At 63.8% G+C, this 25,759-nt stretch carries 21 protein-coding genes; 15 read left to right on the plus strand and 6 right to left on the minus strand.

Annotated features, from left to right (window positions below; translation table 11 throughout):
• The 14 genes from NKH28_RS08345 to NKH28_RS08410 all read left to right on the plus strand — a co-directional run bounded on the left by NKH28_RS08345 (window position 1) and on the right by NKH28_RS08410 (window position 17,138).
• A complete protein-coding gene (locus tag NKH28_RS08345) occupies window positions 1-1,569 on the plus strand; it encodes a GMC family oxidoreductase (RefSeq protein WP_352612503.1) in 1,569 nt (522 codons plus the stop codon).
• Between the two features lie 39 nt (window positions 1,570-1,608).
• A complete protein-coding gene (locus tag NKH28_RS08350; RefSeq protein ID WP_352502552.1) occupies window positions 1,609-2,982 on the plus strand; it encodes an amidohydrolase family protein in 1,374 nt (457 codons plus the stop codon).
• Window positions 2,983-2,996: 14 nt separating this feature from the next.
• A complete protein-coding gene (locus NKH28_RS08355) occupies window positions 2,997-3,863 on the plus strand; it encodes an aromatic ring-hydroxylating dioxygenase subunit alpha (RefSeq protein ID WP_352612505.1) in 867 nt (288 codons plus the stop codon).
• On the plus strand, window positions 3,860-7,006 hold the full coding sequence (locus NKH28_RS08360; RefSeq protein WP_352870975.1) for a molybdopterin cofactor-binding domain-containing protein: 3,147 nt from the start codon (window positions 3,860-3,862) through the stop codon (window positions 7,004-7,006). Before NKH28_RS08355 ends, NKH28_RS08360 begins: the two co-directional genes overlap by 4 nt.
• Window positions 7,003-7,491: a (2Fe-2S)-binding protein gene (locus tag NKH28_RS08365; RefSeq protein ID WP_352612510.1), complete on the plus strand. Its 489-nt coding sequence runs from the start codon at window positions 7,003-7,005 to the stop codon at window positions 7,489-7,491. The genes NKH28_RS08360 and NKH28_RS08365 overlap by 4 nt, the downstream gene beginning before the upstream one ends.
• A complete protein-coding gene (locus tag NKH28_RS08370) occupies window positions 7,488-8,993 on the plus strand; it encodes an aldehyde dehydrogenase family protein (RefSeq protein ID WP_352612512.1) in 1,506 nt (501 codons plus the stop codon). The genes NKH28_RS08365 and NKH28_RS08370 overlap by 4 nt, the downstream gene beginning before the upstream one ends.
• A gap of 208 nt (window positions 8,994-9,201) precedes the next feature.
• On the plus strand, window positions 9,202-10,374 hold the full coding sequence (gene dgoD, locus NKH28_RS08375; protein ID WP_352470581.1) for a galactonate dehydratase: 1,173 nt from the start codon (window positions 9,202-9,204) through the stop codon (window positions 10,372-10,374).
• Between the two features lie 5 nt (window positions 10,375-10,379).
• Window positions 10,380-11,156, plus strand: coding sequence for an SDR family oxidoreductase (locus tag NKH28_RS08380; RefSeq protein WP_352470580.1), 777 nt, complete (start codon window positions 10,380-10,382; stop codon window positions 11,154-11,156).
• A 30-nt stretch (window positions 11,157-11,186) separates the two neighbouring features.
• On the plus strand, window positions 11,187-12,170 hold the full coding sequence (locus tag NKH28_RS08385; protein ID WP_352612514.1) for a substrate-binding domain-containing protein: 984 nt from the start codon (window positions 11,187-11,189) through the stop codon (window positions 12,168-12,170).
• 94 nt (window positions 12,171-12,264) lie between these two features.
• Window positions 12,265-13,788 (plus strand): sugar ABC transporter ATP-binding protein, encoded by a 1,524-nt coding sequence (locus NKH28_RS08390; protein WP_352612516.1) that lies wholly within the window; start codon window positions 12,265-12,267, stop codon window positions 13,786-13,788.
• A gap of 53 nt (window positions 13,789-13,841) precedes the next feature.
• Window positions 13,842-14,786, plus strand: a complete 945-nt coding sequence (locus NKH28_RS08395; RefSeq protein ID WP_352612518.1) for an ABC transporter permease — start codon at window positions 13,842-13,844, stop codon at window positions 14,784-14,786.
• A gap of 2 nt (window positions 14,787-14,788) precedes the next feature.
• Window positions 14,789-15,589, plus strand: coding sequence for a FadR/GntR family transcriptional regulator (locus NKH28_RS08400; protein ID WP_352470576.1), 801 nt, complete (start codon window positions 14,789-14,791; stop codon window positions 15,587-15,589).
• Window positions 15,590-15,594: 5 nt separating this feature from the next.
• Window positions 15,595-16,470 (plus strand): aldose 1-epimerase, encoded by an 876-nt coding sequence (locus tag NKH28_RS08405; RefSeq protein WP_352612520.1) that lies wholly within the window; start codon window positions 15,595-15,597, stop codon window positions 16,468-16,470.
• A 203-nt stretch (window positions 16,471-16,673) separates the two neighbouring features.
• Window positions 16,674-17,138, plus strand: coding sequence for a cupin domain-containing protein (locus tag NKH28_RS08410; RefSeq protein WP_352612522.1), 465 nt, complete (start codon window positions 16,674-16,676; stop codon window positions 17,136-17,138).
• 65 nt (window positions 17,139-17,203) lie between these two features.
• On the opposite strand, the gene NKH28_RS08415 is transcribed toward NKH28_RS08410, so the two are convergent.
• The 6 genes from NKH28_RS08415 to NKH28_RS08440 all read right to left on the minus strand — a co-directional run bounded on the left by NKH28_RS08415 (window position 17,204) and on the right by NKH28_RS08440 (window position 24,626).
• Complete coding sequence (locus NKH28_RS08415; RefSeq protein WP_352612524.1) at window positions 17,204-17,707, minus strand: sarcosine oxidase subunit gamma; 504 nt, start codon at window positions 17,705-17,707, stop codon at window positions 17,204-17,206.
• Entirely contained in the window at window positions 17,700-20,654 is a 2,955-nt protein-coding gene (locus NKH28_RS08420) for a sarcosine oxidase subunit alpha family protein (RefSeq protein WP_352612526.1), read from the minus strand. The genes NKH28_RS08415 and NKH28_RS08420 overlap by 8 nt, the downstream gene beginning before the upstream one ends.
• Window positions 20,651-20,932, minus strand: a complete 282-nt coding sequence (locus tag NKH28_RS08425; protein WP_352470571.1) for a sarcosine oxidase subunit delta — start codon at window positions 20,930-20,932, stop codon at window positions 20,651-20,653. The genes NKH28_RS08420 and NKH28_RS08425 overlap by 4 nt, the downstream gene beginning before the upstream one ends.
• 13 nt (window positions 20,933-20,945) lie before the next feature.
• Window positions 20,946-22,202: a sarcosine oxidase subunit beta family protein gene (locus NKH28_RS08430; protein ID WP_352470570.1), complete on the minus strand. Its 1,257-nt coding sequence runs from the start codon at window positions 22,200-22,202 to the stop codon at window positions 20,946-20,948.
• Window positions 22,203-22,212: 10 nt separating this feature from the next.
• Window positions 22,213-23,361 carry a M24 family metallopeptidase gene (locus NKH28_RS08435; protein ID WP_352978457.1) on the minus strand — a complete coding sequence of 383 codons (1,149 nt, stop codon included), beginning with the start codon at window positions 23,359-23,361 and terminating at the stop codon, window positions 22,213-22,215.
• Between the two features lie 74 nt (window positions 23,362-23,435).
• A complete protein-coding gene (locus NKH28_RS08440) occupies window positions 23,436-24,626 on the minus strand; it encodes a M24 family metallopeptidase (protein ID WP_352470568.1) in 1,191 nt (396 codons plus the stop codon).
• A 242-nt stretch (window positions 24,627-24,868) separates the two neighbouring features.
• Between NKH28_RS08440 and ehuB the strand changes: the two genes are divergently transcribed.
• Window positions 24,869-25,738: an ectoine/hydroxyectoine ABC transporter substrate-binding protein EhuB gene (gene ehuB, locus NKH28_RS08445; RefSeq protein WP_352470567.1), complete on the plus strand. Its 870-nt coding sequence runs from the start codon at window positions 24,869-24,871 to the stop codon at window positions 25,736-25,738.
• Window positions 25,739-25,759 lie beyond the last annotated feature (21 nt).

Raw genomic sequence — 25,759 nt, forward strand, 5'->3', positions numbered from 1 at the left:
ATGGGCACCCTCGGACCTGTCGTCCCCCGACGCGCACTGAAACGCAGCTACGATTACGTGGTGGTCGGCTCGGGTTCCGGTGGCTGTGCGGTGACGCGGCGACTGGTCGATGCCGGCGCCGACGTCCTCCTGATCGAGGCCGGCCCGACGGGTCTTGGGTTCGAAGAGATCGAGGACCCCGGCAAGTGGGTGCCGCTTGGCCGCAGCACCTATGACTGGGGCTATGATTATGCTCCGACACTGAGGGTGAATGGGCGTACCATCGGCATCCCGCGCGGGCGCCTGCTTGGCGGCTCAAGCGCCATCAACGCGATGATGTGGTATCGCGGCCATCCGCAAGATTACGATGCCTGGGAGGCTGGCGGCGCCAAGGGCTGGAGCTTCGCCGACGTGCTGCCCTATTTCCGGCGCTGCGAGGACTGGCGCGACGGTGCAAGCGAGTTTCGCGGAGCGGGCGGTCCGCTCCATATCGAGCGGCCGGCGGCACTGCACCCGGTCGCGCAGGCGCTGATCGATGGCGCGGCCGAAATCGGCATCCCCGTAATCGACGATCCGAACGGCCCCGGCAACGAGGGGGCGGCGGCCGCGAATTTCAACATCTGCGACGGCAAGCGCTGGAGTTCGGCGACGGGCTATCTCGTGCCGATCCTGGATCACCCGATGCTGACGGTGCTGACCGGATCCGCGGCCATCGGCCTGACGGTCGAAGGCAGCCGATGCGTCGCGGTCAAGCACCTCGTCGGCGGCGAAATCTGCGAAACGCGCGCGCAAGAGAGCATCGTGCTCGCGGCCGGGGCCATCGACACGCCGCGCCTGCTGATGCTGTCGGGCATCGGCGATCCGATCGAACTGCAGCGCCTTGGCATTGCGCTCGTTCGCGCCCTGCCGGGTGTCGGCAGGAATCTTCAGGACCATCCGCTGGCGCAGGCCTGCGTCTTCCGCGCGAAACGACCGATCGGACCGATAGTGGGCAATGGCGGTGGCTCGATGGTCAACTGGAAGTCGCGGCCGGACCTGCCGCAGCCCGACCTGCATGCCTTCCCCGTCCAGGGCAACAGCGCCGAACCGGCGATCCGCGCGCGCTACGATCTATCCGGCGATGTCTTTTCCTTCGGTGCGGGCCTGATGCGCTCGAAGAGCGTCGGGCACTTGAAGTTGCTCGACGGCAAGCCCGGCGGACCGCTCGAAATCCAACCGAACTTTCTGGCGGAACCGGAAGATCTCGACGCCATGGTCACTGCGGTCGAGATGGTGATGGAGATGGCGGCTGCAAAGGCGAACGCCGGTGTCTTCCGCAACTTTGCCGCACCTGACCGCCGACTGACCCGCACCGAGACAATCGCCTTCATCCGCGAGGCGTGCACGACGTTCTTCCACACCTGCGGAACAGCCAAGATGGGCGAGGACGCGATGGCCGTCGTCGACAGCCGTCTCGCCGTGCACGGGCTGGACGGCCTGCACGTTGCCGATGCCTCGGTGATCCCAACGATCCCGACCTGCAACACCCACGCGCCCGCCACGATGATCGGCGAGCGCGCCGCCGATTTCCTGCTCGCGGCGGCAGCTTGAGGATGTCATGACCGACGGACCGCACACGGAGTACCCGCGATGACCCAAGGTCTCATCCTCGCTGCCGACACGCTGCTCACCATGGATGAAGATAACCACGTGTTGCCTGATGGCGCCGTGCTGGTCGAGGATGGTCGTATCGCCGCGGTCAGCGCACTCGCAGCATTGCGCGCTGCGTATCCGGCCGTGGCCGTGAAGAAACTCGACAATGCGGTGCTTTTGCCTGGGCTGGTCAATGCCCATGCGCATTCCGGTTTTTTGCGCGGCACGGCGGAGCACCTGCCGGTTTGGGACTGGCTGACGCTCCATATCAATCCGATGCATCGCGTGCTGCAGCCGCACGAGGCCGAGGCGGCATCGTGGCTCTGCTACGCGGAATCCGTGCTCGGCGGCACGACCACCGTCGTCGACATGTGGCGGTTCATGGAAGGCAGCGCCAGGGCGGCCGAGGCGATCGGCAACCGCCTGGTCGCCGTGCCTTACGTCGGCGAGCATCCCGACTACAACTACTTCGACACACTCGACATGAACGAGGCGATGATCGAGGGCTGGCATCGCAAGGCGGGCGGCCGTATCAATGTGTGGGTCGGGCTGGAGCATCTGTTTTATGCCGACGGGGCCGGCCAGCGCCGGGCGATCGAACTCGCAAGGAAACACGACACCGGCTTCCACACGCATTGCAGCGAGGCCGAGATCGAGATCGCGGAATTTAAGCGGCGCTACGGCAAACGCCCGATGTTCGCGCTGGACGACCTTGGCTTCTTCGAAACGCCGCGCGCCATGATCGCCCACGCCGTCTGGCTCGATCGAGAAGAGATCGAGCTTATTTCCAAGCGCCGCGTTTCGGTGGCCCACAATCCTGTTTCCAACATGAAGCTGGCAAGCGGCATCGCGTTGGTGGCTGAGATGCTGAAGGCCGGCGTGCCTGTCGGGATCGGCACCGACGGCGAGAAGGAGAACAACAATTTCGATATGTTCGAAGAGATGAAGGTGACTTCGCTGCTGGGCAAGCTCAAGGACCTCGACGCCGCCGCCATGGATAGCTGGCAGGTGCTGCGCATGGCCACCATTCTCGGCGCCAGGGCGATCGGTCTCGACCACGAGATCGGCTCGATTGAAGTCGGCAAGCGCGCCGACATCATCGCGGTCCGCACCGATACGCCGCGCATGACGCCGGTCTTCCGCGACGGACCCTATTTCAACTTCCATCACAATCTTGTCCACGCCGTGCGCGGCAGCGACGTGTCTTTGACGATGGTCGATGGCGAGATCCTGGCCGAGGACGGCGCGCTGCGCACCGGCGACCTGCGCGAGATCATCGCCGAAATCCATCGCGTCGCGCCTGGCCTGTTCGCCCGGCGCGCCGCTTTCCTTGCCCAGAATTCCGGCGGCAGCCTGCAATGGACTCAATAAGGCGAGCCCCGGTCATGAAGACGACGGACAGGGCGGCACTGGACGATTGGTACGCGGTGGAGACGGTCGCCGACCTGGATGGCGCGCCGAGCCATACGCGGCTGCTCGGCCAAGACATCGAACTGGTCCGTGACATCACGGGCGAAATCACGGTTCGGGAGGTCCTGGACGACGGCAACCGCGGCCCCGCGCTGCCCGTCCGGCAGCGCTACGGCTGCGTCTGGACGACGCTGGGCCTGCCCGGGAAGGAAATCTTCGAGATCGCCGAGGCATCGGAACCCGACCGCCGCTACGTGCCCTGCGGCTGGGTGACGATGCGGGCGTCGGGTTTGCGTGTCGTGGAGAACTTCCTCGACATGGCGCATTTCCCCTTCGTGCATACCGACATTCTCGGCTCGGAGCCGCACACGGAAGTACCCGCCTATCTGAGCGAGATACGTCGCGAAGTAGACGAGGTCTGGGCGACCAACTGCACGTTTTTCCAGCCGCGCATTGCCGCCACGGAAAGCTCCGGCGCGTTCGTGCATCTGACCTATCGCGTGCCGAGCCCATTCGTGGTGATGCTCTATCGCGTGTGCCCCGTGGCGCCGGACCGGCTCGACGCAATCGCGCTGTTCATCCAGCCCATCGAGGAAGACCGCTGCCGCGCCCAGCCGGTCATGTATCTCGTCGACTCGGCTTCGACGCAGACGGCGTTGCTCAACTTCGAACAGGTCATCTTCCTGCAAGACCGGATCATCGTGGAGAACCAGCGGCCGCTGCGCCTTCCGCTCGAGCCGCGGATGGAAATCCCGACCCGCGCCGACAGCGCCTCCATCGCCTACCGCCGCTGGCTGAAGGAAAAAGGCATCCGTTTCGGCACGACCGCGAGAGCCACATGACCGAGTCGGGTCTCCAGGTGCTTCGCCCGACCTCCGTTGCCGAGGCGCTGTCATTGGCAGGCGAGGGCGCGTCGCAACTGGTCGCCGGGGGCACGGCGCTGCAGCTCGGCTGGGCGAAGGGCCTGCCAAAGCCGCGGCGCCTCATCGACATCGGCCGTATCGCCTGCCTGAAGGGCATCCAACTGGCCGGCGACGGGTTTCGGATCGGCGCACTGACGACCCTGGGTGCCTTGGAGCGTGACCGGGCGATAGGCGAGACTTTGCCTCTGCTCGCAGCCGCAGTCCGCGCCACGGCGGGACCCGCCGTCCGCAATCTCGCAACGCTGGGCGGCAACGTCGCGGGGGGCACGGGTTGCCTTCTGCCGGCCCTGCTCGCGATCGATGCGAAGCTGGAGATCGTCTCACCGGCTGGGCGCGCCGTCGTGCCGCTCGCGCAATGGTTGGCCGACGCACCGTCAGCGGGCCTCATTGAGACGGTCATCGTTCCACCGCAGCCTGCCGCTCGCTGGACCCATCGCAAAGTCGGCCTGCGCGCCGCCTTCACCCCAAGCGTGGCCGGTGTCGCCGGGTTGATCGAAACGGCGGACGATCGTGTCACGATCGCGCGGCTCGCGGCCAGCGGCGGCGGGGAAGCAGCCCGTCTCGGTCACGCCGAAGCGCTGCTCATCGGCCGGCGCCTCCAAGAGATCGATTGGGCCGAGCTGCACGCCGCAATTCTCGAAGAGGCGCCGGCGATCGATGATGCATGGCGGTCCGACCGCTATCGGCGCAGTGTCGTGGCGAATGCGCTGGTCTTCGGGCTCGGCGGAAAGTTGTCCCAAGGAGCACATTCGCCGCGCCGGCGGACCGTGCCGTACGGAAATCCACCTGCCGAAATTCTCGTGTCGCGATCGGAGATCGGCGCACGCTGGCACCAGCGGCCGGACGTTGCACCGAAAATCGCAGGCAGGCTCGAATACCTGACCGACCGTCGCGAGCCCGCCATGCTGGTCGGGCGCATTCGGCGTGCCGGCATTCCCCATGCAAGGATCGTTTCCATCGATACGAGCGCGGCCGAGGCGCTGCCAGGAGTCGCGGCGGTTGTAACGCACCGCGACATTGCCGGCAGCAATGCCTTCGGCATTGTCGTGCAGGATCAGCCGGCACTGTGCTTCGACAAGGTCCGCTATTTCGGCGACGCTGTTGCTGCCGTTGCCGCTGTTGACACACGGACGGCCGAACGCGCGCTTGCTCTCGTCAGCGTCGAATACGAGCCGCTGCCAATTGTGAGCGATCCCCAACAGGCACTCGCCGCTGGGGCCGAGCCGGTCCACGCCTCAGGCAATCTGCAGTGCAGCTTCGAGTTCACGCGTGGCGATGCCGCCGCGGCTTTTGCCAAGGCAGCTCATATCGTCGAGGCTGTCTACGAAACGCCGAGCCAGATGCACGGCTTTATGGAGACGGAGGGCGGCTACGCTTTCGTCGGCACGGATGGTACCCTGAACGTCTTTGCCGGTGGGCAGCATGGCCGCCGCGACCGCATGCAGCTCTCGCGCATCCTCGGTATGCCGCAAGAGCGGATACGGGTGGTCACCAGCCCGACTGGCGGCGCTTTCGGCGGCAAGGACGAGCTGACCGTGCAGCCGGCCCTGGCCCTGCTGGCGCTGAAGACCGGACGCGCCGTGCGGCTGCATCTCGAGCGGGCGGAATCCGTCATCGCGGGTACCAAGCGCAATGCCATGCACATCCATATGCGCACCGCCTGCGACGCCGAGGGTCGTCTGCTCGCCCAACAGGTGGATGTGATCGCGGATGCCGGCGCCTACGCGTCGCTCGGTCCGGGCGTGCTTGAGACGGCGCTCGAACACGCCTGCGGGCCATATGTCGTTCCCAACGTCCTCAGCTCGGGCAGGCTCGCCTATACCAATAACGGCGTCTGCGGCGCGTTTCGTGGCTTCGGTGCCAACCAGATGGCCTTCGCGGTAGAGTGCCAGCTGGACCGGCTGGGCGAAGCCGCCGACATCGACATTATCGAGATACGGCGCCGCAATTTGCGCGAGCCTGGCACGCGAGGCCATCTCGGCCAGCAGGTCGCGCCGTCCGAACGTCTGGCCGAGATGCTGCAAGCCGCCGCTGCTGACCCGATCTGGGCCAAGCCGCGTGGTCCGTCGTTCGACGGCTCTGAGACTATCGGCGTCGGGATGGCGATGAACTATCAAGGCAATGGACTAGGCACGCTGCCGCCGGACCCGGCCGGAGGCGCGTTGCGCTTGGCTCCGGATGGCATGATCGAAGCGCTCTATGGCCTGGACGAGATGGGACAAGGCCTGCTCACCTCGGTGAAGGCCGCGGTCGCCGGAGCGCTCGGCTGCGGCCGCGACGATGTCCGGCCGGTCACCGGTGATACGGCGGCGACGCCCGAATCCGGCTCCTCCACCGCCTCGCGCGGCACTCACGTGGTTTGGCGGGTCGCAGCAGTCGCCGCACCACCTTTTACGCGCGACCTCCTGGCAGCAGCGGGCCAGCTGCTTTGCCGCGAAGCCGGGACGCTGGCGCTGGCACCCGGCGGTATCGTCGAGCGACATTCCAACAGCGGGTCACTGCTCTTGAGTTTCGCCGAACTTGCCGAGGCGTTGCCTCCCGACCGGCTGCCAGCTGCTGCCGTCAGCTTCGAGTTTCCGAAATCGGACTATCTGGAAGGCAATGCACGCCTGATCTTCGCCTTCGGCGCGACACTGGCGCGCGTTGCCGTGAGCCGCATCACTGGGCAGATACGCGTGCTCGAGCTCCATCAGCATACCGCGGCCGGACCGATGCTCGATGCTGCCGCCTATCTTGGCCAGATCGAAGGCGGCGGCGTCCAGGGGCTGGGCTTCACCCTCACTGAGGACGCGGCTATGCGGGATGGCCGGGATCTTGCCGGCAACCTCGATTTCTACATGCTGCCAGGCATTGCCGACACGCCGGAAAGCTTCGCGACCTTCGCGTTGGAGGATCTGGACGAGGACGACCCGTTCGGCCCGCGCGGAGTTGGTGAGCTTGGCATTGGTGCCGTGACGCCAGCCGTCGTCAACGCGATTGCGGACGCCACAGGGGCTTGGCCCGAGCGCCTCCCGGTCGATCCTGAATGGGTACTCGACGCGCTGCAGAGGAGTGCAGCGTGAGTGCCGAGATCGCGATTACCTTTAACCTAAACGGCTGCCGCCAGGCGCTGGCCGTGCCCGCCGAGTTGCGCCTGATCGACCTGCTGCGCGATCATTTCGGCATGACTGCCGCCAAGATGGCTTGCGGCATCGGCCGCTGCGGCGCTTGTTCCGTGCTGATGGACGATCGCGCGGTCAATGGCTGTCTGCTCATGTCGTGGCAACTCGACGGGGCCACCATCATCACGCCGGAGGGTTTCGACGACCTTCCCGAAGCCATTGTCCTGCGCCAGGCTCTGGCGGCCGAAAACGCTTTCCAGTGCGGCTACTGCGCACCCGGCATCACTGTTGCGCTGACCGCTCTGCTGCTGGAGAATCCGGCTCCAGACGAGTCTCAGATCCGCACTGCGCTCGAAGGCAATATCTGCCGCTGTACCGGCTATCATTCCATCATCCGCGGTGCCCTCGCGGCGGTCGAGGCGTTCGCTTGCGGGGTACGGACATGACGGTCATCATTCGAAACGGTGCAGCCAGGCACGCAGGCGTCGAGGCGTTCCTGGCCAAACCCAGAATGCGGCACCTGATCGGCGGCGGCTGGTGCGACGCCAGCGATGGCGCAACCTTGCCCGCGACCGATCCTGCGAATGGCGACACGCTCGCGCTGCTGGCGCAAGGCACAGCCGATGACGCCGGGCGCGCCGTTGCTGCGGCGCGTGCTGCTTTCGAAGGCGAGAGCTGGCGCGACATGACACCGTCGGCACGCGGCAAGCTGCTATGGCGCATCGCCGACCTGATTGAACGCCATGCCGATGAGCTTGCAGAACTCGAGACGCTTGACCAAGGAAAGTCGCTGAAGACCTCGCGCTTCGCCGAGATTCCCGCCTCGGCCGAGCAGTTCCGCTATTTTGCCGGTTTTGCCACGAAAATCCTCGGCACGACCATCCCCACCTCCATCAGCTACCAACCGGTGGGCAGCAAGATTTTCGCCTACACGGTGCGAGAGCCGATCGGTGTCGTGGCTGCCATAACGCCATGGAATTCGCCGCTGCTTATGGCCTCGATGAAGCTCGCCCCGGCGCTTGCCGCCGGCTGTACGATCGTGCTCAAGCCAGCTGAGGAAACGTCGCTCACCGCGCTCAGGCTCGGCGAACTGATGATCGAAGCCGGCTTGCCTGACGGCGTCGTCAATATCGTGACCGGTCTCGGTGAAACCGTGGGCGCAGCATTGGCTGCAGATCCCGATGTCGATAAGGTCGCCTTCACCGGCTCGACGGAAGTCGGAAAGATGATCGTCTCCGCAGCGCGCGGCAATCTGAAGAAGCTGACGCTCGAGCTGGGCGGCAAGTCGCCGGCCATCATCATGCCCGATGCGGACATGGGGCTCGCAATCCCCGGAGTGGCTCGGGGGATCTTCGCCAATGCCGGCCAGGTCTGCGTCGCCGGCTCGCGTGTCTATGCGCATCGCTCGATCTACGACCGTCTGGCGGAGGGGCTGGCGGAAGAGGCGCGAAAGCTGCGTCTCGGACACGGGCTTGGCCCGGATACCGACCTTGGTCCGCTGGTCAACGGAACCCAGGCTGCGCGCGTCGCCTTCTACGTCGGCGATGGTGCTTCCAGCGGCGCCGAGATCATCGCCGGCGGCCGGCGCTTCGACAACTTCTTCGAGCCGACCGTGGTTACCGGCGTGCGCCCGGACATGCGCATGATGCGCGAGGAAATCTTCGGCCCGGTCGTTGCCGTGACACCGTTCGACGATGTCGCGGAGGCGATAAGCCTTGCGAACGACTCGCCCTACGGCCTCGCCGCAAGCGTCTGGACCCGCGACCTATCCACTGCGCATCGCCTTGCCGCACGTATCCGGTCGGGCACCGTCTGGATCAATTGCCATTCCTACTTCTCGCCGGAACTGCCGAAGGGCGGCCACAAGCAATCCGGTTGGGGCTATGAGAACGGCGCACCGGGTCTGGAGAACTATCTCGAGACGAAAACGGTCTGCGCGGTGATTTAGCCGCGCCTTTTCCGCGATGTTCGCGGATCGGAGGCTGACAGCCCTTCCATCGGCGGACAAGGATTGATCGAAAATTGCTCGGATCCTCCTGAGGACCAGTTCCTTGGCGGCCTTGGTCCACATCGACGTTGCACTTGACTCGTCCATATTATCCGTAATAAATCATACATATTGCCATCGAAAAAAGGCGGCAGGTCTGGGAGGACCGATGAAAATCACGGCCATCAAGGCGCGCGTCTGCAATGCGGAAATGCGCAACTGGGTCTTCGTCCGGGTCGAAACCGACGAGCCCGGGCTGTTTGGCTGGGGTGAGGCAACGCTGGAATGGAAGACGCGAGCCGTCGTTGGGGCGCTTCAGGACCTTGAGGCCCTGCTCATCGGGCAGGATCCGCGCAACGTGGAGCAGTGCTACCAGATACTTACGCGCCACGGATTTTGGCGTCTTGGCGTCGAGGGAATGTCTGCCGTCAGCGGCATCGAGATCGCGCTCTGGGACATCCTGGGCAAGTCATTGGGCGTCCCCGTCTGGCGCCTTCTGGGCGGACAGGTTCGCGACTATCTGCGCACCTATACGCATCTCGGCCTCGGAGACATGAAGGCGGTCTATGAGACCGGATCCGCGGACGCGATCGTGGAACGCGGACGCATCGTGACGCAGGCAGGCTACGATGCGGTCAAGGTCGTCTGCATTCCCTACACCCACTACGCATCGCCTGCGAAAGCCGTTGATTCTGTCGCCAACATGGTTGGCTCACTTCGCGAGGCCATAGGTCCGGACATCGACATCATGGTCGATTTCCATGGACGCCCTGCATCCGTTAACGCTGCGATGGACTACCTCAGAGCAATCGAGCCGGCCCGCATCATGTTCGCGGAAGAACCCGTGCCGCCCGAAGATGTTGCCGGACTGGCGCATATCACGGCGCGATCGGCCGTGCCGATCGCTTCCGGCGAGCGGCTGATCGGGCGTCGCGAATTCACGCACTCGATCGCAGCCCGTGCCTTCAACATTGCCCAGCCTGATATTTGCCACACTGGCGGTCTGCTGGAGACAAAGAAGATCGCGGCCATGGCGGAAACGGCAGGCATCGGCCTTGCGCCGCACAACCCGCTCGGTCCGATCGCTGGCGTCGCTGCTCTTCACTTCGGCATATCGACGCCAAACGTCGTCATTCAGGAGGAGATGTCCGGTGCCGTCGCCTGGTACGACGACGTCGTTACCTGGCCAATTCGGCGTAAACCAGGCCGCTGGGACCTGCCCGATCTGCCGGGCCTTGGCGTCACCGTCAATGAGGACGTCATCGCGCGTCACCCCTTCAAGCAGGAAGTGCTGCATGCCCGCAATGCCGTCATGCCGGACGGCACCGTGGTCGACTGGTGAATGCAATGGCAGGCCGGCTGCAAGGAAAGATCGCAATCATCACGGGCGCCGGCCAAGGCATAGGTGCCGCCACCGCCCGGGCTTTTGCAACACATAGGGCAAAGACCGTCATTGCCGAACTGAATGCGGCAAGCGGCAAAGCGGTCGCCGACGAATTGCGTGCCGGAGGCGCCGACGTATTGTTCGTCGAGACGGATGTCACGGACACATCCGCGGTCGCGGACATGGTCGCCGGCACGATCACGGCCTATGGCGGCGTCGACATTCTGGTCAACAATGCCGGTGCCAACGTGTTCTACGAACCATTGCTGATGCCGGATGAGGAATGGGAGCGCTGCCTCAAGCTCGACCTCCAGGCCGCGTGGTTCTGCGCCAAGGCGGTTTTGCCGACGATGCTGGCGAAGGGCTCGGGGTCCATCGTCAACATAGCGAGCTGTCACGCCTTCCAGATCATTCCCCATACGTTCCCGTATCCGGTCGCCAAGCATGCACTTTTGGGCCTGACCCGTTCGCTGGCCATCGAATATGCCGCACGCGGTATCCGGGTGAACGCGATAGCACCCGGCTATATCGAGACGCCGATCGCGGAAGCCTACTGGAACACATTCCCGAACCCCGCCGAGGAGAAGCGGCGAGCCTACGACCTCCATCCGCCCAAGCGAATTGGCCGGCCGGACGAGGTTGCAATGACGGCGGTTTTCCTAGCTTCGGACGAAGCGCCGTTCATAAATGCCGAGACGATCACCATCGATGGTGGGCGCTCGGTTCTCTACCACGACTAGCAACCACCATTGAGCTCAGGGAGGATCTTCATGAAAACCACAACAAAGGCTTTGGCGACATTTGCGGTACTGGCTGCCGGACTGATGAGTGGCACAGCAAGCGCAGACGACATCAAGATCGGCTACATCAACAAGATGGGAGACCACCCATGGTTCGTCGCCGAAGTCGGCGGCGCCAAGAAAGCGGCTGAGGCGGCAGGGGCCGCGTTCGTGTCGCAGGACGTTCAGTTCGACGCCAATTTGACGATCACGACCTTCGATACGATGGTCGGCGATGGCGTGAAAGGCATCGCCATCGTTGTCCCCGACAAGGCACTGGGACCGGTCATCGCGGAGAAAGCAAAGGCCGCAAAAATTCCCTTGGTGGCGGTGGACGACGATATCTACTACCAGGATGGCACCCAGGTCCCCTATGTCGGCATGAATGCTTACAATATCGGTGCGCGGGTGGGCGAAGAGCTTGCCAAGCTCTACAAGGCTGAAGGCTGGGCGGGCAAAGAAGTGCGCATCGCCTCGATCGAGGACCGCAAGGCCGATACCTGCATGCAGCGCAACAAGGGCGCGGAAGAAGCGTTCCTGAAGGCGGTGCCCGATTTCAAGCCGGGCAACATCGTTCGCGTCCCCTACGACAACACGATGGTCAACGCCATCGACGTGATGACCACCACACTGACGGCCAATCCCAGCGTCACGAACTGGATATTCTATTCATGCAACGATGACGGCGTGCTGGGTGGTGCGCGAGCACTGGAGAATGCTGGCTATTCCGCAGACCAGGGCATGGGGATCGGCATCGACGGGAGCCGCGCCTGCGATGCCTTCGGATCCGGAAAGCCCTCGGCGTTCCGTGGTACGATGTGGCTCAATTCGGAAAATCATGGCGCGCTGGCGGTGAAGATTCTCTTGGCCTCCATCAAGGACGGAACCAAGCTTCCCGTTCAATCCTTCACTGACCCGGAATACATCACCGCCGACAATTTTGCGTCGGACTACAAAGCCAAGCTCTGCCACTGAACCAGATATGCGTCATGCGCCGCAGTGCGCATGACCCTCTTTGGGCCGGCAGTTCGTCGACGGGCACACGGGATCGATCCTCGGGAGTGAGCTTTTGACGCAATCGGATTTCTTCTCGCTCGACAGGATATCGAAGCGCTTCGGCGTCGTGCAGGCGCTCGACAATGTCTCGATTGCCTTTCGGCCAGGAGAGGTGCTTGCCCTGGTTGGCGAGAATGGCGCCGGCAAGTCGACAATGATGCGAATTCTCGAGGGCGTGTTCGCACCGGACACCGGCACCGTGCTGCATGGCTCCACGCCGATCGTTTTCAGCGAACCGCGCGACAGCCACAGAGCCGGAATACGCGTCATCCATCAGGAGCCGGAGATCGTTCCGAACCTGACCGTGGCCGAGAACATTTTCGTCGGCGAATTGCCGCGGTTGGCAGGCGTCCTGCTCGACTGGCACAGGCTCGAGGACCAGACCGATAAAGTGCTTGCGACCTTCGGCATGCAGCAGGATATGCTGCCGCGTCAACTCTGCAGCACACTCGGTCCGGCACAGCGCCAGATGATCGAAATCATGCGCGCCATACGTGCCGGCGGCCGGCTGATCGCATTCGATGAGCCGACCTCGTCACTGACCGACGACGAAGCGCGCCGTCTGTTTTCAGTAATTCGCCGGCTGCGCGGCGAGGGCACTTCGATCGTCTACATCTCTCACAGGCTGAACGAGGTCATCGACCTTGCGGATCGCATTGTCGTGTTGCGGGACGGCCGGCTGGTCGATGATTCCCCCGCTGCCGGTGCCAGCGAGCAGACCATAGCCAAGCTCATGGTGGGCCGCGACATAGCCGATCTGTTTACGCGCGAGACGTGGCAATCGGGGCAACCGTTGCTGGAGGTGACGGGCCTGATCACCGACCACGTCACCGATGTGAGCCTCAAGGTCCGCCGCGGCGAGGTGCTCGGCATTGCCGGCCTTATGGGTGCGGGTCGATCCGAACTGGCAAAGGCGATTGTCGGCTATGATCGGCGCCTCGACGGAACCATAACGATGAATGGTGTGCCCGTTGGCCCCAACAGTCCGCATGCAGCGATCGTGGCGGGCATCGGCTTTGCCCCAGAAGACCGCAAGCACGAGGCGCTGCTGTTGTTCCGAAGCATTCTTGATAACGCCTCGCTTTGCGTGCCCGACAGAACGTCGACCTTCGGCTTCTTCAACCGGCGCAAGGCACTGGAGATCGTCTCACCGCTTGCAGCAAAGATGTCGATCAAGGCGCCTAACCTCGACGAACAGGTTTCGAAATTATCGGGTGGCAACCAACAGAAGGTCGTTCTCGCGCGCTGGCTTGCGCGGCAGCCGATGCTTCTCATCCTCGACGAGCCGACCCGCGGCATCGACATCGGCGCCAAGGCGGAAATCTATCGCCTGATCGACGAACTCGCCGCCAGCGGCATCGGCATAATCCTGATTTCCTCGGAAATGCCGGAACTGATCGGGCTGGCCGACAGGGTGCTTGTTATGGCTGGAGGCCGGATCACGGCCGAACTTTCCCGCCCTGACATCGACGAGGCCACGATCCTGAGACATGCCATGCCTCAATCTGCAGCATCGCTTGGAGGACAAATTCAGTGAACAGCCTTGAGCTCAGGACAGCAACAACGCAAACCGGCAAAAGGCGCGCTTCCTTGCGCATCGCAGAGCGCATCGGCATTCACAACATAAGCCTTCTTGTTGCTCTCGCCATTCTCGTGCTCATTTTCGGCACCCTGAGAGGCGACGTGTTCTTCTCCAGCCGAAACCTGCTGAACATCGGTCTAGGCATTACCATCCTGGGCGTTCTGGCGATGAGCCAGACCGTGGTTATTGTCGCCGGAGGGCTCGATATTGCCGTCGGCGCAATTGTCGGTCTGACCACAGTATCGACGGCAATGGCCATCCAGGCCACCGGATCACCCGCCGCGGGCATTCTTGCCGGCCTGGTCCTGGGCGGTCTTGCCGGCCTCGTGAACGGCATCATCATCACCTATGGGCGGGTCAACGCTGTCATCGCGACTCTCGGTACGATGGCGATCTTCCGCGGCATCGCGTTCATCATGTCCGACGGGCAATCGATCGCGATTTTCAGCGAGACTTTCCGCTTCATCGGGATCGGACGAATCCTCGGCCTGCCTCTGCTGATCTGGATTCTCTTGCTGACCGCGATCGTGTTCCATCTCTTCCTTGCCCGCTCGATCGTTGGCCGCAACATCTATGCCCTGGGCGGCAATCCCGTTGTCGCACGCTTCTCCGGCATCAACATCAACCGCTACCGCGTCGGCATCTACATCATGAGTGGAGTGGCGGCCGGCTTGGCCGGGATTCTGTTGGCTGCCCGTACCGGCTCCGGGCAGCCCGTATCCGGATCCCAAGGCCTGGAACTCGAGGCCATCACAGCGGCCGTTCTTGGTGGCTGCGCCTTGCAGGGCGGCAAGGGCACGATCGTCGGCGCACTGCTGGGCGTCGCCATCATTGGCGTCCTCAACAACGGAATGATACTGACGTCCGTGCCAACCTTCTATCAGTTGCTTGCCAAGGGCTCGCTGCTGATACTTGCTGTGGTAATTGCCGAGTACCACTTGAACAGGACATGACGATGGACGCGGCGATCGCTTCGACTGGCCAAGGCAAGCAGGACATTCCTGCCGCAGATGGCACCACGTCATCGCTCAAGGATCGCATCGCACGCGATCTCGGACAGCGCATCCTCGCCGGCTCCTACGCCCAGCACTCCGTCCTGCCGACGGAAGCCGAGCTTTGCGTTATCTACGGGGCGAGCCGCACCGCGCTTCGCGATGCTCTTCTGACGCTTTCGGCGAAAGGATTGATCGAGGCGCGCAAGCGGGCCGGGACGCGTGTGCGCGTGTCGAGCGAATGGAACAGGCTGGATGCACAGGTTTTGGAATGGATGCGCGATATCGAGCCCGATCTCGATTTCGTCCGAGGATTGATCGAGGCGCGGCTGGTCATTGAACCCGCTGCCGCCCAACTTGCGGCCAAGATGGCGACGTCAGGCGATCTCGCGGTCATCGAAGCGGCCTATGAAGCCATGCGCATTGCTCCGCAGGATGATCTCGCTGCGTGTCTCGATGCCGACGTCAGGTTTCATACGGCCATCCTGCGTGCCAGCCGCAACCCGGTGTTCGCCAATCTCGGCAATATGCTTGCGGCCGCCCTCAGCTTCTCCTTCCGCTTGACCACATCGGCCACCGCTAATTACCAGCAGACGCTGAGCGCGCATGGCGACGTGCTGGAGGCAATCAGGATGCGGAGGGCCGACGATGCACACGATCAGATGAAGGCGCTCATCGGGATCGCGTCGAACGACCTTCTTGCAGTGGCTCGCAAAGGCCGCCATCAACAGCCGATCGCCGCTGCCAAGGCCAATACCGTCTGAAGCGGATGGTCGGGACGATCAAGATCAGAAGCGGAGACCTGTCTGCTGAAATCGTCCCATCGCTTGGGGCAGGTCTTGCGAGACTGGACCATGGACGCGTGCCGCTCTTCAGGCCTTGGCCGAACGGCGGGAGCAGCAACCCGTTCGACCTTGCCTGCAACCTGCTTTTGCCATGGTCAAATCGCATCTCGGGCGGCGGGTTCACATTCGACTGCAAATTCCACGAACTGCCTGCCAATGTTGCACGCGAGCCCTTTCCCATTCACGGCAATGGATTTTCGAGCGAGTGGGACGTCGACAGCATAACGCAGGACAACGCAAAGCTGTCGCTCATCAGCAACGGGCCTGGCCCATACCGATATCGCGCCGAGGTGAGCTACGCGCTGGCCGGACAGGGGCTCGAGCTGAAACTTCGCATCGTCAATCGGGCATCGATCAGATTGCCGTTCGGGCTTGGCATCCATCCATGGTTCCCGAGAACAGCGTTGACCACGCTTCACGCCGCGGCATCACAGGTTTGCATCGAACGGCCCAACCACCTCCCTGAACGGTTTGTGGATATCAAAACCCATCCCGATTGGAATTTCGGCGCCCCGGCCGCCTTGCCGAGCGGATGGATAAACAATGTGTTCGCTGGCTGGGATGGTGTCGCCTCCATATCTTGGCCAGAGCACAGTTGCAGCCTGCGGATTGAAGCTTCATCGCCCTTGAATTTGTACCTGGTCTATTCGCCATCGGACGAGAGCGACTTCTTCTGTTTTGAACCGGTCAGTCATGTTGTCGATGCTCATAATCGGGGTTCGATCGACAAATGGAATGGACTGTCGGTGCTTGGGCCCGGCGAGAGCCTGGCAGCACGTTGCAGCTTTGCCGTCAGTTAGGCGGACCTCTGCGGCGCCCTCGAATTGGCGGATGTCGGCCTGCATGTCCGGTGACAACGAAGCCGTCTTTTCGTCCAAACGGAGCTTGAGAAGAGGGAACTCCGGCGACCGGGAACCCGCGAGCCAGTTCGACGTTTGCCGGATGTCGCTGCGCAGCTCGTCTGCTTGACGGGCCACCAAATGTGCCTGGCAGGATTGGATCAATGACGGATGTTGAACCAAAAGAATTCGTGCTCGCGGGCATCGTCATGAAGCGACTGGTCTCCGGCGAACAGACGGGAGGCTTGTTGAGTCTGTTCGAAAACAGAAGCGACGGGCACACCAAAACGCCAATCCATGTTCATGCGAATGACGACGAGACGGTCTACGTCATCGAAGGGCACTTGACCGCAATTGTGGACGGTGTGGTCCGAACGCTCTCGCCCGGCGAGAGCATGTTTTTGAAGCGGGGCATCCCGCACCAGCTTATGAATCCCGGCAATCAGCTCGTTCGCTATATCCTGATAGACACGCCAAGTGTGTTCGAGCAGTTTCTCGCCGAAGGTGGCCATGAACGCAGCAAGGGAGAGGTGGTCGGGCCGCCAACGCCTGCCGATATCGAGCGGCTCAAAGTAGCCGCGCCGAAGTTTGGGGTTACGCTCCTGCAGGACTGGCCGGCAAGAGAGTAGATGACTTCGTGATGGCGGCTTGGATCGCCGCTAAAGCCGGCCCTTGCCCGAGGAACCGGTATTGGCTAGCCGTCGGCAATCCAATCCGAGAGGCTTCGCGAAAAACTTCGCGGCACGATGAGCTCGCACGCGGTCTCGCCGGTGCGCAGGAAGAGCACGGGCACGTGATGGAGGGATGTTTGCACGGCGCGGCCCGGAGCGGCGGTCGGCGCGTGCCAGTTGACGGCAATGCAGCCGGACAGAAGCCTTGCGATACCAGGGCCGGCCATTTTCAAACGAACACGACCTTCCCCGAGGGGCACGGAACAGCCGAGATCGGGGTCGACGACAAGGGCTGGCGCCTCTGTGCCTTCGTCGAGAGCCAGCCAAAGGCGGCGAGGTGCAACGCGGATGGTCAAAAGGCCCTTGTGGCGAACCGTCTCTCCCACCGAAGCGGGAAGTTTCGTGTTGAGCGACGCCGAGACGCTCTTTTCGAATTGTCTCAGTGTCGCGTCCCAGCCCTCGATCTGGATAAGCGGACAATCCGCCACGGACAGACTGAAATCCCGAGAAGAGGTCAAGCTAGCCATGCAGCCGTTCTCCCTGCGGATCGATGAATACCGGCGAGACAACGCGGGCGCGAACCGTTTCGGCCTTCATCGGATAGACCGCCACGACCTCGCTTCCTTCTGCCGCGACATCACCGGCAAGCAGGGCCAATCCGACATAGCGGTCGAGTTCTGGGCTAAAGGTGATCGAGGTCACCCGGCCGCGGCCATGGCCCTCGATCTTGTCGTCCGGCAGGAACAGGATCGCCCCGCCGCGGAGGCGCTTGCCGTCTTCGGCGCATTCCAGTCCGACCAGCCGCTGGCGCTCAGGCGCCTGATAGGCCTGGCGGCGGCGCAGTACATCGCCGACGAAGCCGCTGCGCTTGCCGGCCATGCGGCCGAGGCCGAGATCGTCGAGCGTCGTGCGCCCATCGATCTCCGGTCCGGCGACATGGCCCTTTTCGACCCGCAGCGCGCCGAGCGCCTCGACACCGTAAGGCTTCAGGTCGAAGGGTGTGCCGGCTTCGAGCAAGAGGCTCCAGAGCTGTTCACCGGCAGTGGCGCCGACATAGACTTCGTAAGCGCGCTCGCCGGAATAACTGAGGCGCAGGATGCGGAGCCCACGGCCCTGCCACTCGCTTTCGAGTAGCCCCATATGCGGAAGCGCCGCGTCGGAAACGTCGAGACCAGGAAAAGCAGCACCGAGGATTGCGCGGCTGTTAGGCCCGGCAACCGACATCGCCGCCCATTCATCGCTGACCGAGGTAACGGCCACGCGCAAATCCGGCCAGGCCGTGTCGAGCAGGAATTCGAGACGCGACAGCACATCGGCGGCCTTGGCGGTCGACGTGGTCATGAAGAACCGGTTTTCCGCTAGCCGCGTCGTGGTGCCGTCGTCGAAGACGATGCCGTCGTCGCGCAGCATGACGCCGTAGCGGGCGCGGCCTATCGCCAGTTTGGCAAAGCCGTTGGCATAGACGCGGTCGAGGAAGATTGCCGCATCCGGGCCCTGGACATCGATCTTGCCGAGCGTGGAGATGTCCATCAGCCCCGCGGTCTGACGCACGGTACGCATTTCGGCAACATAGGCTTCGTTCACGTCGCGGCCCGACTGCCGGTAGAAATAGGGCCGCATCCAGAGCCCGACCTCGAGCATCTCGGCGCCATTCGCCATGTGCCAGTCGTGCATCGGCGTGCGGCGGATCGGCTTGAAATGATGGCCGACGGCGCGTCCGGCAAGCGCGCCGATCGCCACCGGCGTATAGGGCGGGCGGAAGGTCGTGGTGCCGGTCTCGGGAATCGTTGCGCCGCGCAGCGCTGCCATGGCGGCAAGTGCGGGAAAATTGCTGGTCTTGCCCTGATCGGTGCCCATGCCGAGCGTGGTGTAGCGCTTCAGATGCTCGACCGATTCATAGCCCTCACGATGGGCGAGCTCGATATCCCCGGTCGTCACGTCCATCTGGAAATCGACGAAGGCCTTTCCGCGTCCAGCGGGCAGGGCTTCGCGAAGCACGGTCGAGGCGGTCTCACCGAGATCGAGTTTCGATGGAGCGGGCACCGGCGCCGACTTGCCGCAGGAGGCTGCCGCTTCGATGCCGGCGCGATGGCCGTGCTCGACGGCAGCGGCGGTCGCATAAGCTCCTATCATTGCGCCGGCGCCGAACCGGCCCGCCGGAAACGCGCCCGGCACGAAGCCGTCAATGTCGTCGCGATACACAGGTTTGACACCGAGGTGTGAGGTGAGATGCACGGTTGGCGACCAGCCGCCGGAGATGCAGACGAGGTCACAGGCGGCCGAGGATTGTCCCTCCGGTCCATTGAGCGTTACGCGCCTGACGGTATGGCCGCCGTGCAGGTCGACGATGCGCGTTGCGGCCCTCACCACCACGCCGAGCCGTGCGGCTTCCGCGGCAAGTGCTGCGGGCGGGACGGCGCGCAGATCGGCAATCGTCACCTCCGCGCCGGCTGCGGCGTAATCGAAGGCGGTGCGCCAGGCACCGTCATTGCTGGTGGCGACGATGATTTTCTTGCCCGGCAGGACGGCGAAACGGTTGAGGTAGGTCCGCGCGGCCGAGGCAAGCATGACGCCGGGCCGGTCGTTGTTCGAGAACACGATCGGCCGCTCGATGGCGCCGGTGGCGAAAACGATGGCGCGGGCGCGCAGCATGGTGACCGTTTGGCGTGTCTCGCCATTCGGCTGCGGATCGGTTGGATCGCGCTGTTCGACCAGTCCAAGCACATTGCCGTCATAGCTGCCGAAAGCGGTCGTCCGCTTCATCAGCGCGACGGTTTCGAAGCCCTCCAACTCGGCCGCGGCCTGCCTCAGCCATGCGGCCGCTGCGCTGTCGGACGGTTCCGCCAGAAGCTGGCCGCCAAGCAGGAAATCCTGCTCGATCAGCGCGACCCGCGCGCCGGCCGCGGCGGCCGCCCGCGCCGCCGACAATCCCGCCGGGCCGCCGCCGACGATGGCGACATCGGCGAAGGCATGATGAACCTCGTAGCGGTCGGGATCGGGGCCGGTGGCGGCTCTGCCCAGGCCGGCCGCCTTGCGGATGAAATGTTCGTAAAACATCCAGGCGCGGCGCGTCGGGCCCATGAAGGTCTTGTAGTAGAAGCCGGCGGACAGAAACGGCGCGAAAAGGCCGTTGACGCTTTGCACGTCGAAGGCAAGCGACGGCCAGCGGTTCTGGCTCTCCACGACCATGCCGTCGGCGAGTTCCAGCGTCGCCGCCGGCAGGTTCGGCTCGCGCCTGCCGGCGCTCCCGAGCGTAACCAGCGCATTCGGCTCTTCGGGCCCGGCGGAAAAAATGCCGCGCGGGCGATGATATTTGAAGCTGCGACCGACCAGGGTGACGCCATTGGCGAGCAGCGCGGAGGCGAGCGTGTCGCCGCGATACCCAATCAGCTTGCGGCCATCGAAGGTGAAATCTACCGGCACCTCGCGACTGATGCGGCCACCCGCTGGCAGGCGTTTGCGGTTCGAACTCATGCCGGTTGTTTCCTGACAGTCGATTTCCTGGCGAAGTCGACGGATGCGATCGCGTGGTTGCGGGTGTCGCGTTCGACCACCAGCCATTGCCGGCAGCCGGTCACGTGCTGCCAGAATTCACGGTGCGGGCCGGCCGGGTTTGTCCTGATATAGACGTAGCGGTACCAGGCCTCCGGATCGGCATCGTCATGGGTTGGACGCGTGACCGAGGCATCGCCGCCATAGCGGAACTCGTCATGGTCGCGCGGGCCGCAGCAGGGGCATTCGATGCGCAGCATTTTGTCCCGCCTCCTATTGCAGCCAGGCGGAAGGGCCGACACCGGCCTCATCGAGCGTGTGGCCGGTGCGGAAACGATCGAGTCCGTAGGCCGCGATCAGGGGATGCGGCTTGCCGGTGGCGATCGTGTGGGCGAAGCACCAGCCGGAAGCCGGCGTCGCCTTGAAGCCGCCATAGCACCAGCCGCCATTGAGATAGAGGCCGTCGATCGGCGTCGGGCAGATGATCGGGCTGGCATCGGGAGTCATGTCCATGACGCCGCCCCAGTGGCGCAGCAGACGGACGCGCGAAATGCACGGCATCAAAGCAATCGCCGCCTCCGCCACCTCGCGCACGACGCCGAGATTGCCGCGCTGGGCGTATGAATTGTAGCCGTCGAGATTGCCGCCGAAGACCAGTCCGCCCTTGTCGGACTGGCTGACGTAGAAATGGTCGGCGCCGTAAGCGACGACGTGATCTACCAGCGGCTTCAGCGGCTCGGTGACAAAGGCTTGCAGGACGTGGCTTTCGATCGGCAGGTCAAGGCCGGCCTTGGCACCGAGCACGGATGTATGACCGGCAACAGCGAGGCCGACCTTGCCGGCGCCGATCCGGCCTTTCGTCGTTTCGACGCCGACGATACTGTCGCGGTCGCGGAGGAAGCCTGTCACTTCGCAGTTCTGGATTATGTCGACGCCATGGCTGTCGGCGGCGCGCGCATAGCCCCAGGCGACGGCGTCGTGGCGCGCCGTGCCCGCCCGGCCCTGGAAGATGGCACCATGGATCGGAAAGCGGGCGGTGTCGGAAAAATCGAGATAGGGCACGAGACGGCGCACCTCGTCGCGGTCGAGGATATCGGCATCAATGCCATTCAGCCGCATGACATTGGCGCGGTGGCTGAAGCCGTCGAGCTGATCGGCCGAATGCGCCGTGACGAGCTGGCCGCGCTGCGAGAACATGACGTTGAAGTTCAGCGCGCGCGACATGCCCTCCCAGAGCTTCATCGAGAATTCGTAGAACTGGGTGTTGCCGTCGAGCAGGTAGTTGGAGCGGATGACGGTGGTGTTGCGGCCGACATTGCCGCCGCCGACATAGCCCTTTTCGAGTACGGCGACGTTACGGATGCCGTGGTTCTCGGCGAGGTAAAAGGCGGTGGCGAGGCCGTGTCCGCCGCCGCCGATGACGATCACATCATAGGACGGTTTTGGCTCCGCCGCACGCCAGGCGCGCTGCCAATTCTTCTGGCCGGCGAGCGCGTTGCGGAAAATCGAGAGTGCCGAGTAGCGCGCCATGCGTGCGGGCCTATCGAACAATCGGGCCGGCCGGCGTGCGGGTGAGCACTTCGGCGCCCGCGTCGGTCAAAAGTACCGTGTTGGAGACGAAGTCATTGCCGCGACCCGTTCCCATCAGCCATGACAGGATGTGGAAGCTCATCCCCGTTTCGATCTCGAGGTCGGAGCCGTGTCGCAAGCCGGTCACCGAATTGCCGCCGGTCCATGACGGCGGCTGGCCGGCGCCGACAAGGTAGCCGCAGTGATGGCGGCGATAGTGGGAAAGGCCGGCCTCGTCGGCGACGGCCTGCCAGGCGGCGTAAACATCACGCGCCTTGGCGCCCGGCCGCAGCGCCTCGACGACCGCGTTGAAGGCCTTGGCGGTCACCTCCGCCATTGCGGCGTCTTCATCGCTGATGTGGCCGATGCGAACGAGCCGGCCGAGCGGGGCATGGTAGCGCGAGATGCACCCGGACAGTTCGACAAAGACCGGCTCGCCCTTGCGGTAGATTCCGTTGCCCCAGGTCGTGTGCTCTTCACCCAGGCGCGCGGCCGGGCGGATGAACGGTCCGAAGCCCGGCGCATGACCGCCGGCGCGGATCATTGCCGAAACACATTGGGCGGCGACCTCCTGTTCGGAAGCGCCATCGGAGATCGCGGCGATCGCGGCACCGGCGGCGGCGTCCGTCACCTTTGCGGCACGCCGCATCAGCGCCTGTTCTTCGGCGCTCTTCACCCGCCGCATCTCGTCGATCAGACCGGAGACATCGCTCCACGTTGCATCGGCTTGCGTCTGGAGCGCCACGGCAAGTCCATGGCTAAGGCCGGCCGTCCAGTATTCGAGGCCGATCCGCTTGCCCGAGAGGCCGAGCTCCGCAAGCACCCGCGCGGCAAGGTCGGCCGCCGTTTCGCTGTCGGAGTGGCCGCGGAATTCCGCTGCCTTCACCTGCTTCTCGATCGTCACCTTCTCCATCGAGCGGGTGACCAGGACGGGGTTTCCCTGGAGTGGAACGATCAGCAGGTGAGGGGCAAAATACCCCCAGTGATCAAGCCCGGTGAGATAGAAGACGTTCTCCGGCGAGGCAAACACCGCCGCGTCGAGCTCCCGCTCGATCAGTGCAGTACGGACCTTTGCCAGGCGGCCGGCGATTTCGGCTTCGGAAAACGGATTGCGGTCCATCGGGCGTCCTCGTGCTTGTTGCCGGCTTGCTGGCGGGCATGGTCTTTTCGGCAGCCGGTTTCCCGGCCGCCATGTCAGTCGATGACGATGAGGTCGCGCGCCACGTCGCAGAGGCGTTCGCCGCCGCGTTCCGTGACGACGAACGACTCCGAGATGGCGATGCCGAAATCGTCGAGCCAGACGCCGGCCATGAAATGGAAGCACATCCCGGACTGCATCTCGGTAGTATCGCCGGGACGAAGGCTTGCGGTGCGTTCACCCCAATCGGGCGGGTATGCGAGCCCGACCGGATAGCCGACCCGGCTTTCCTTCTTCAGCCCGTTCCGTCGCAGGACTGCCTGCCAGGCGGCTTCCACCTGTTCGGCGGTGTAGCCGGGGCGCGCCTTCTCGAGGCCGGCGTCGACACCCTCGACGATTGCCTTGGCCATGTCGAGGATGGCTAGCGGCGGCTTGCCGAAATGTATGGTCCGCGTCAGCGCCGCGTGATAGCGGCGCCTCACGCCGGCAATCTCCAGAATGGCGGGGCCGCTGTCCGGCAGCGGCGCGTCGGACCACGTCAGATGCGGCGTGCTGGTGCCCTCGCCGACGGGCATCAGCGGACAGATCGCGGCATAGTCGCCGCCCGCTCCGGGCACCCCCATGATCTGCGCGTGATAGATTTCCGCAATGACATGGTTCTGAGGCACACCGGGCCGCATTTTCCCGATGGCGCGGTTCATGGCATGCGTGCAGATCGCACCCGCCTCGCGGATCAGCACCAGCTCGGCTTCGGATTTGACCAGCCGCGCCCAGTTAACGAGATCGTGGTTGTTGGCGAAATGCGCGTCGGGCAGCCCCTCGACAAGGTGGGCGTGGCAGCGCGCAGTGTAATAATGCGCGTCCATCTCGACGCCGATACGGGCCTTTCCCCAGCCGCGCGACCGGATCAGTTGGGCGAGTTCGTCATAAGGGTGTTCGACGGGCTGCTGCACCAGCCGTTCCGAGAACGGCACGATGTTTGTCTCGGGCAGGCCGGTGGTCAGGCGTGCGCTCTTGGCATCCTGCGCCCTGCCGAACCAGATCGGCCGGTCCTCCTCCAGATGGACGAGCACGCACTGCGGAACGTAGAACGACCATCCGTCATAGCCGGTCAGCCAGCACATGTTGGCTGGATCCTGACAGACGATGAGATCGAAGCCGGCTTGTTGCATGCGTGTCTTCACGCCGGCGAGGCGCTGCCCATACTCCGCTTGCGTGAATGTCCCGAAGCCCTTCGCGGTCGCCACCGAAATCCTGCCTTCCAGTACGCCGCTTGCCCTTTGATAAAATATGGGCAAGCAGGCCCAAATTGTGCACAACTCGACGTCAATTTGTTGGCTAACTACGAATTATCGCCGAATTTCCATGGTTTCTATATCTCTGCTTGCGAAATGTCTAGGGCAGTTGTATACGTCTGATCAAGCAGGCGCCGACCTCGAAGAAGGCCGCGCCCTGGGAACCATCCACAGTTGTCCAATGGGAGAAAAGCATGTTCAATTCATCGATATCGCGCCGCATGGTCGTGAAAGCGGCTGCCTGCATCGCGCTCGCCGCGACGTCATTGACCTCGCTGTCCGCTCACGCGGAAACCACCCTCGAACGGGCCAAGAAGGACGGCTACATCCGCGTCGGTTTCGCCAACGAGGCGCCGTTCGGTTACGCCACGCCAGACGGCAAGCTGACCGGCGAGGCGCCGGAAGTCGCCAAGGCGGTGCTCGCCAAGATGGGCATACCGCAGGTCGACGGTGTTTTGACCGAATTCGGCTCGCTCATTCCAGGTCTCAAGGCCGGCCGCTTCGATATCATCGCCGCCGGCATGTTCATCACCCCGAAGCGCTGCGCCGAGATCAACTACTCCGAGCCGTCCTACGGCATCGGCGAGGCTATGCTGGTGGCAAAAGGCAATCCGAAAGGCATCAAGGATTTTTCCAGCATCAAGGACAATCCGGATCTCAAGCTTGCCGTGATGGCCGGCGCCGTCGAAGGCGGCTTCGCCAAGGAAGCGGGCGTTGCCGATGGGCAGATCGTCTCCTTGCCCGACCAGTCCAGCCTGGTCGCCGCCGTCCAGTCGGGCCGCGCCGATGCTGCCGCGCTTACCGCCCTTTCGATCGCCGACATGGCCAAGAAGGCCGACGGTGTCGAATCGACCAAGCCCTTCGGCGAGGTCGCCGGCAAGTCGGTGAAAGGCCATGGCGGCTTCGGCTTCCGCAAGGAAGACACCGACCTGCAGCAGGCTTTCAACGCCGAGCTGAAGAAGTTCATCGGTTCGCCGGAGCATATCGCGCTGGTCGAGCCACTCGGCTTCGGCAAGGATTATCTGCCCAACAAGACCACCGCAGAGCTCTGCGCTGGCAAATAGGTTCCCAACTGCTGGCGGCGC

Origin of the sequence: Mesorhizobium sp. M1227 (assembly GCF_040318315.1) — a bacterium.
In the GTDB taxonomy this organism is placed as follows: Bacteria; Pseudomonadota; Alphaproteobacteria; order Rhizobiales; family Rhizobiaceae; genus Mesorhizobium.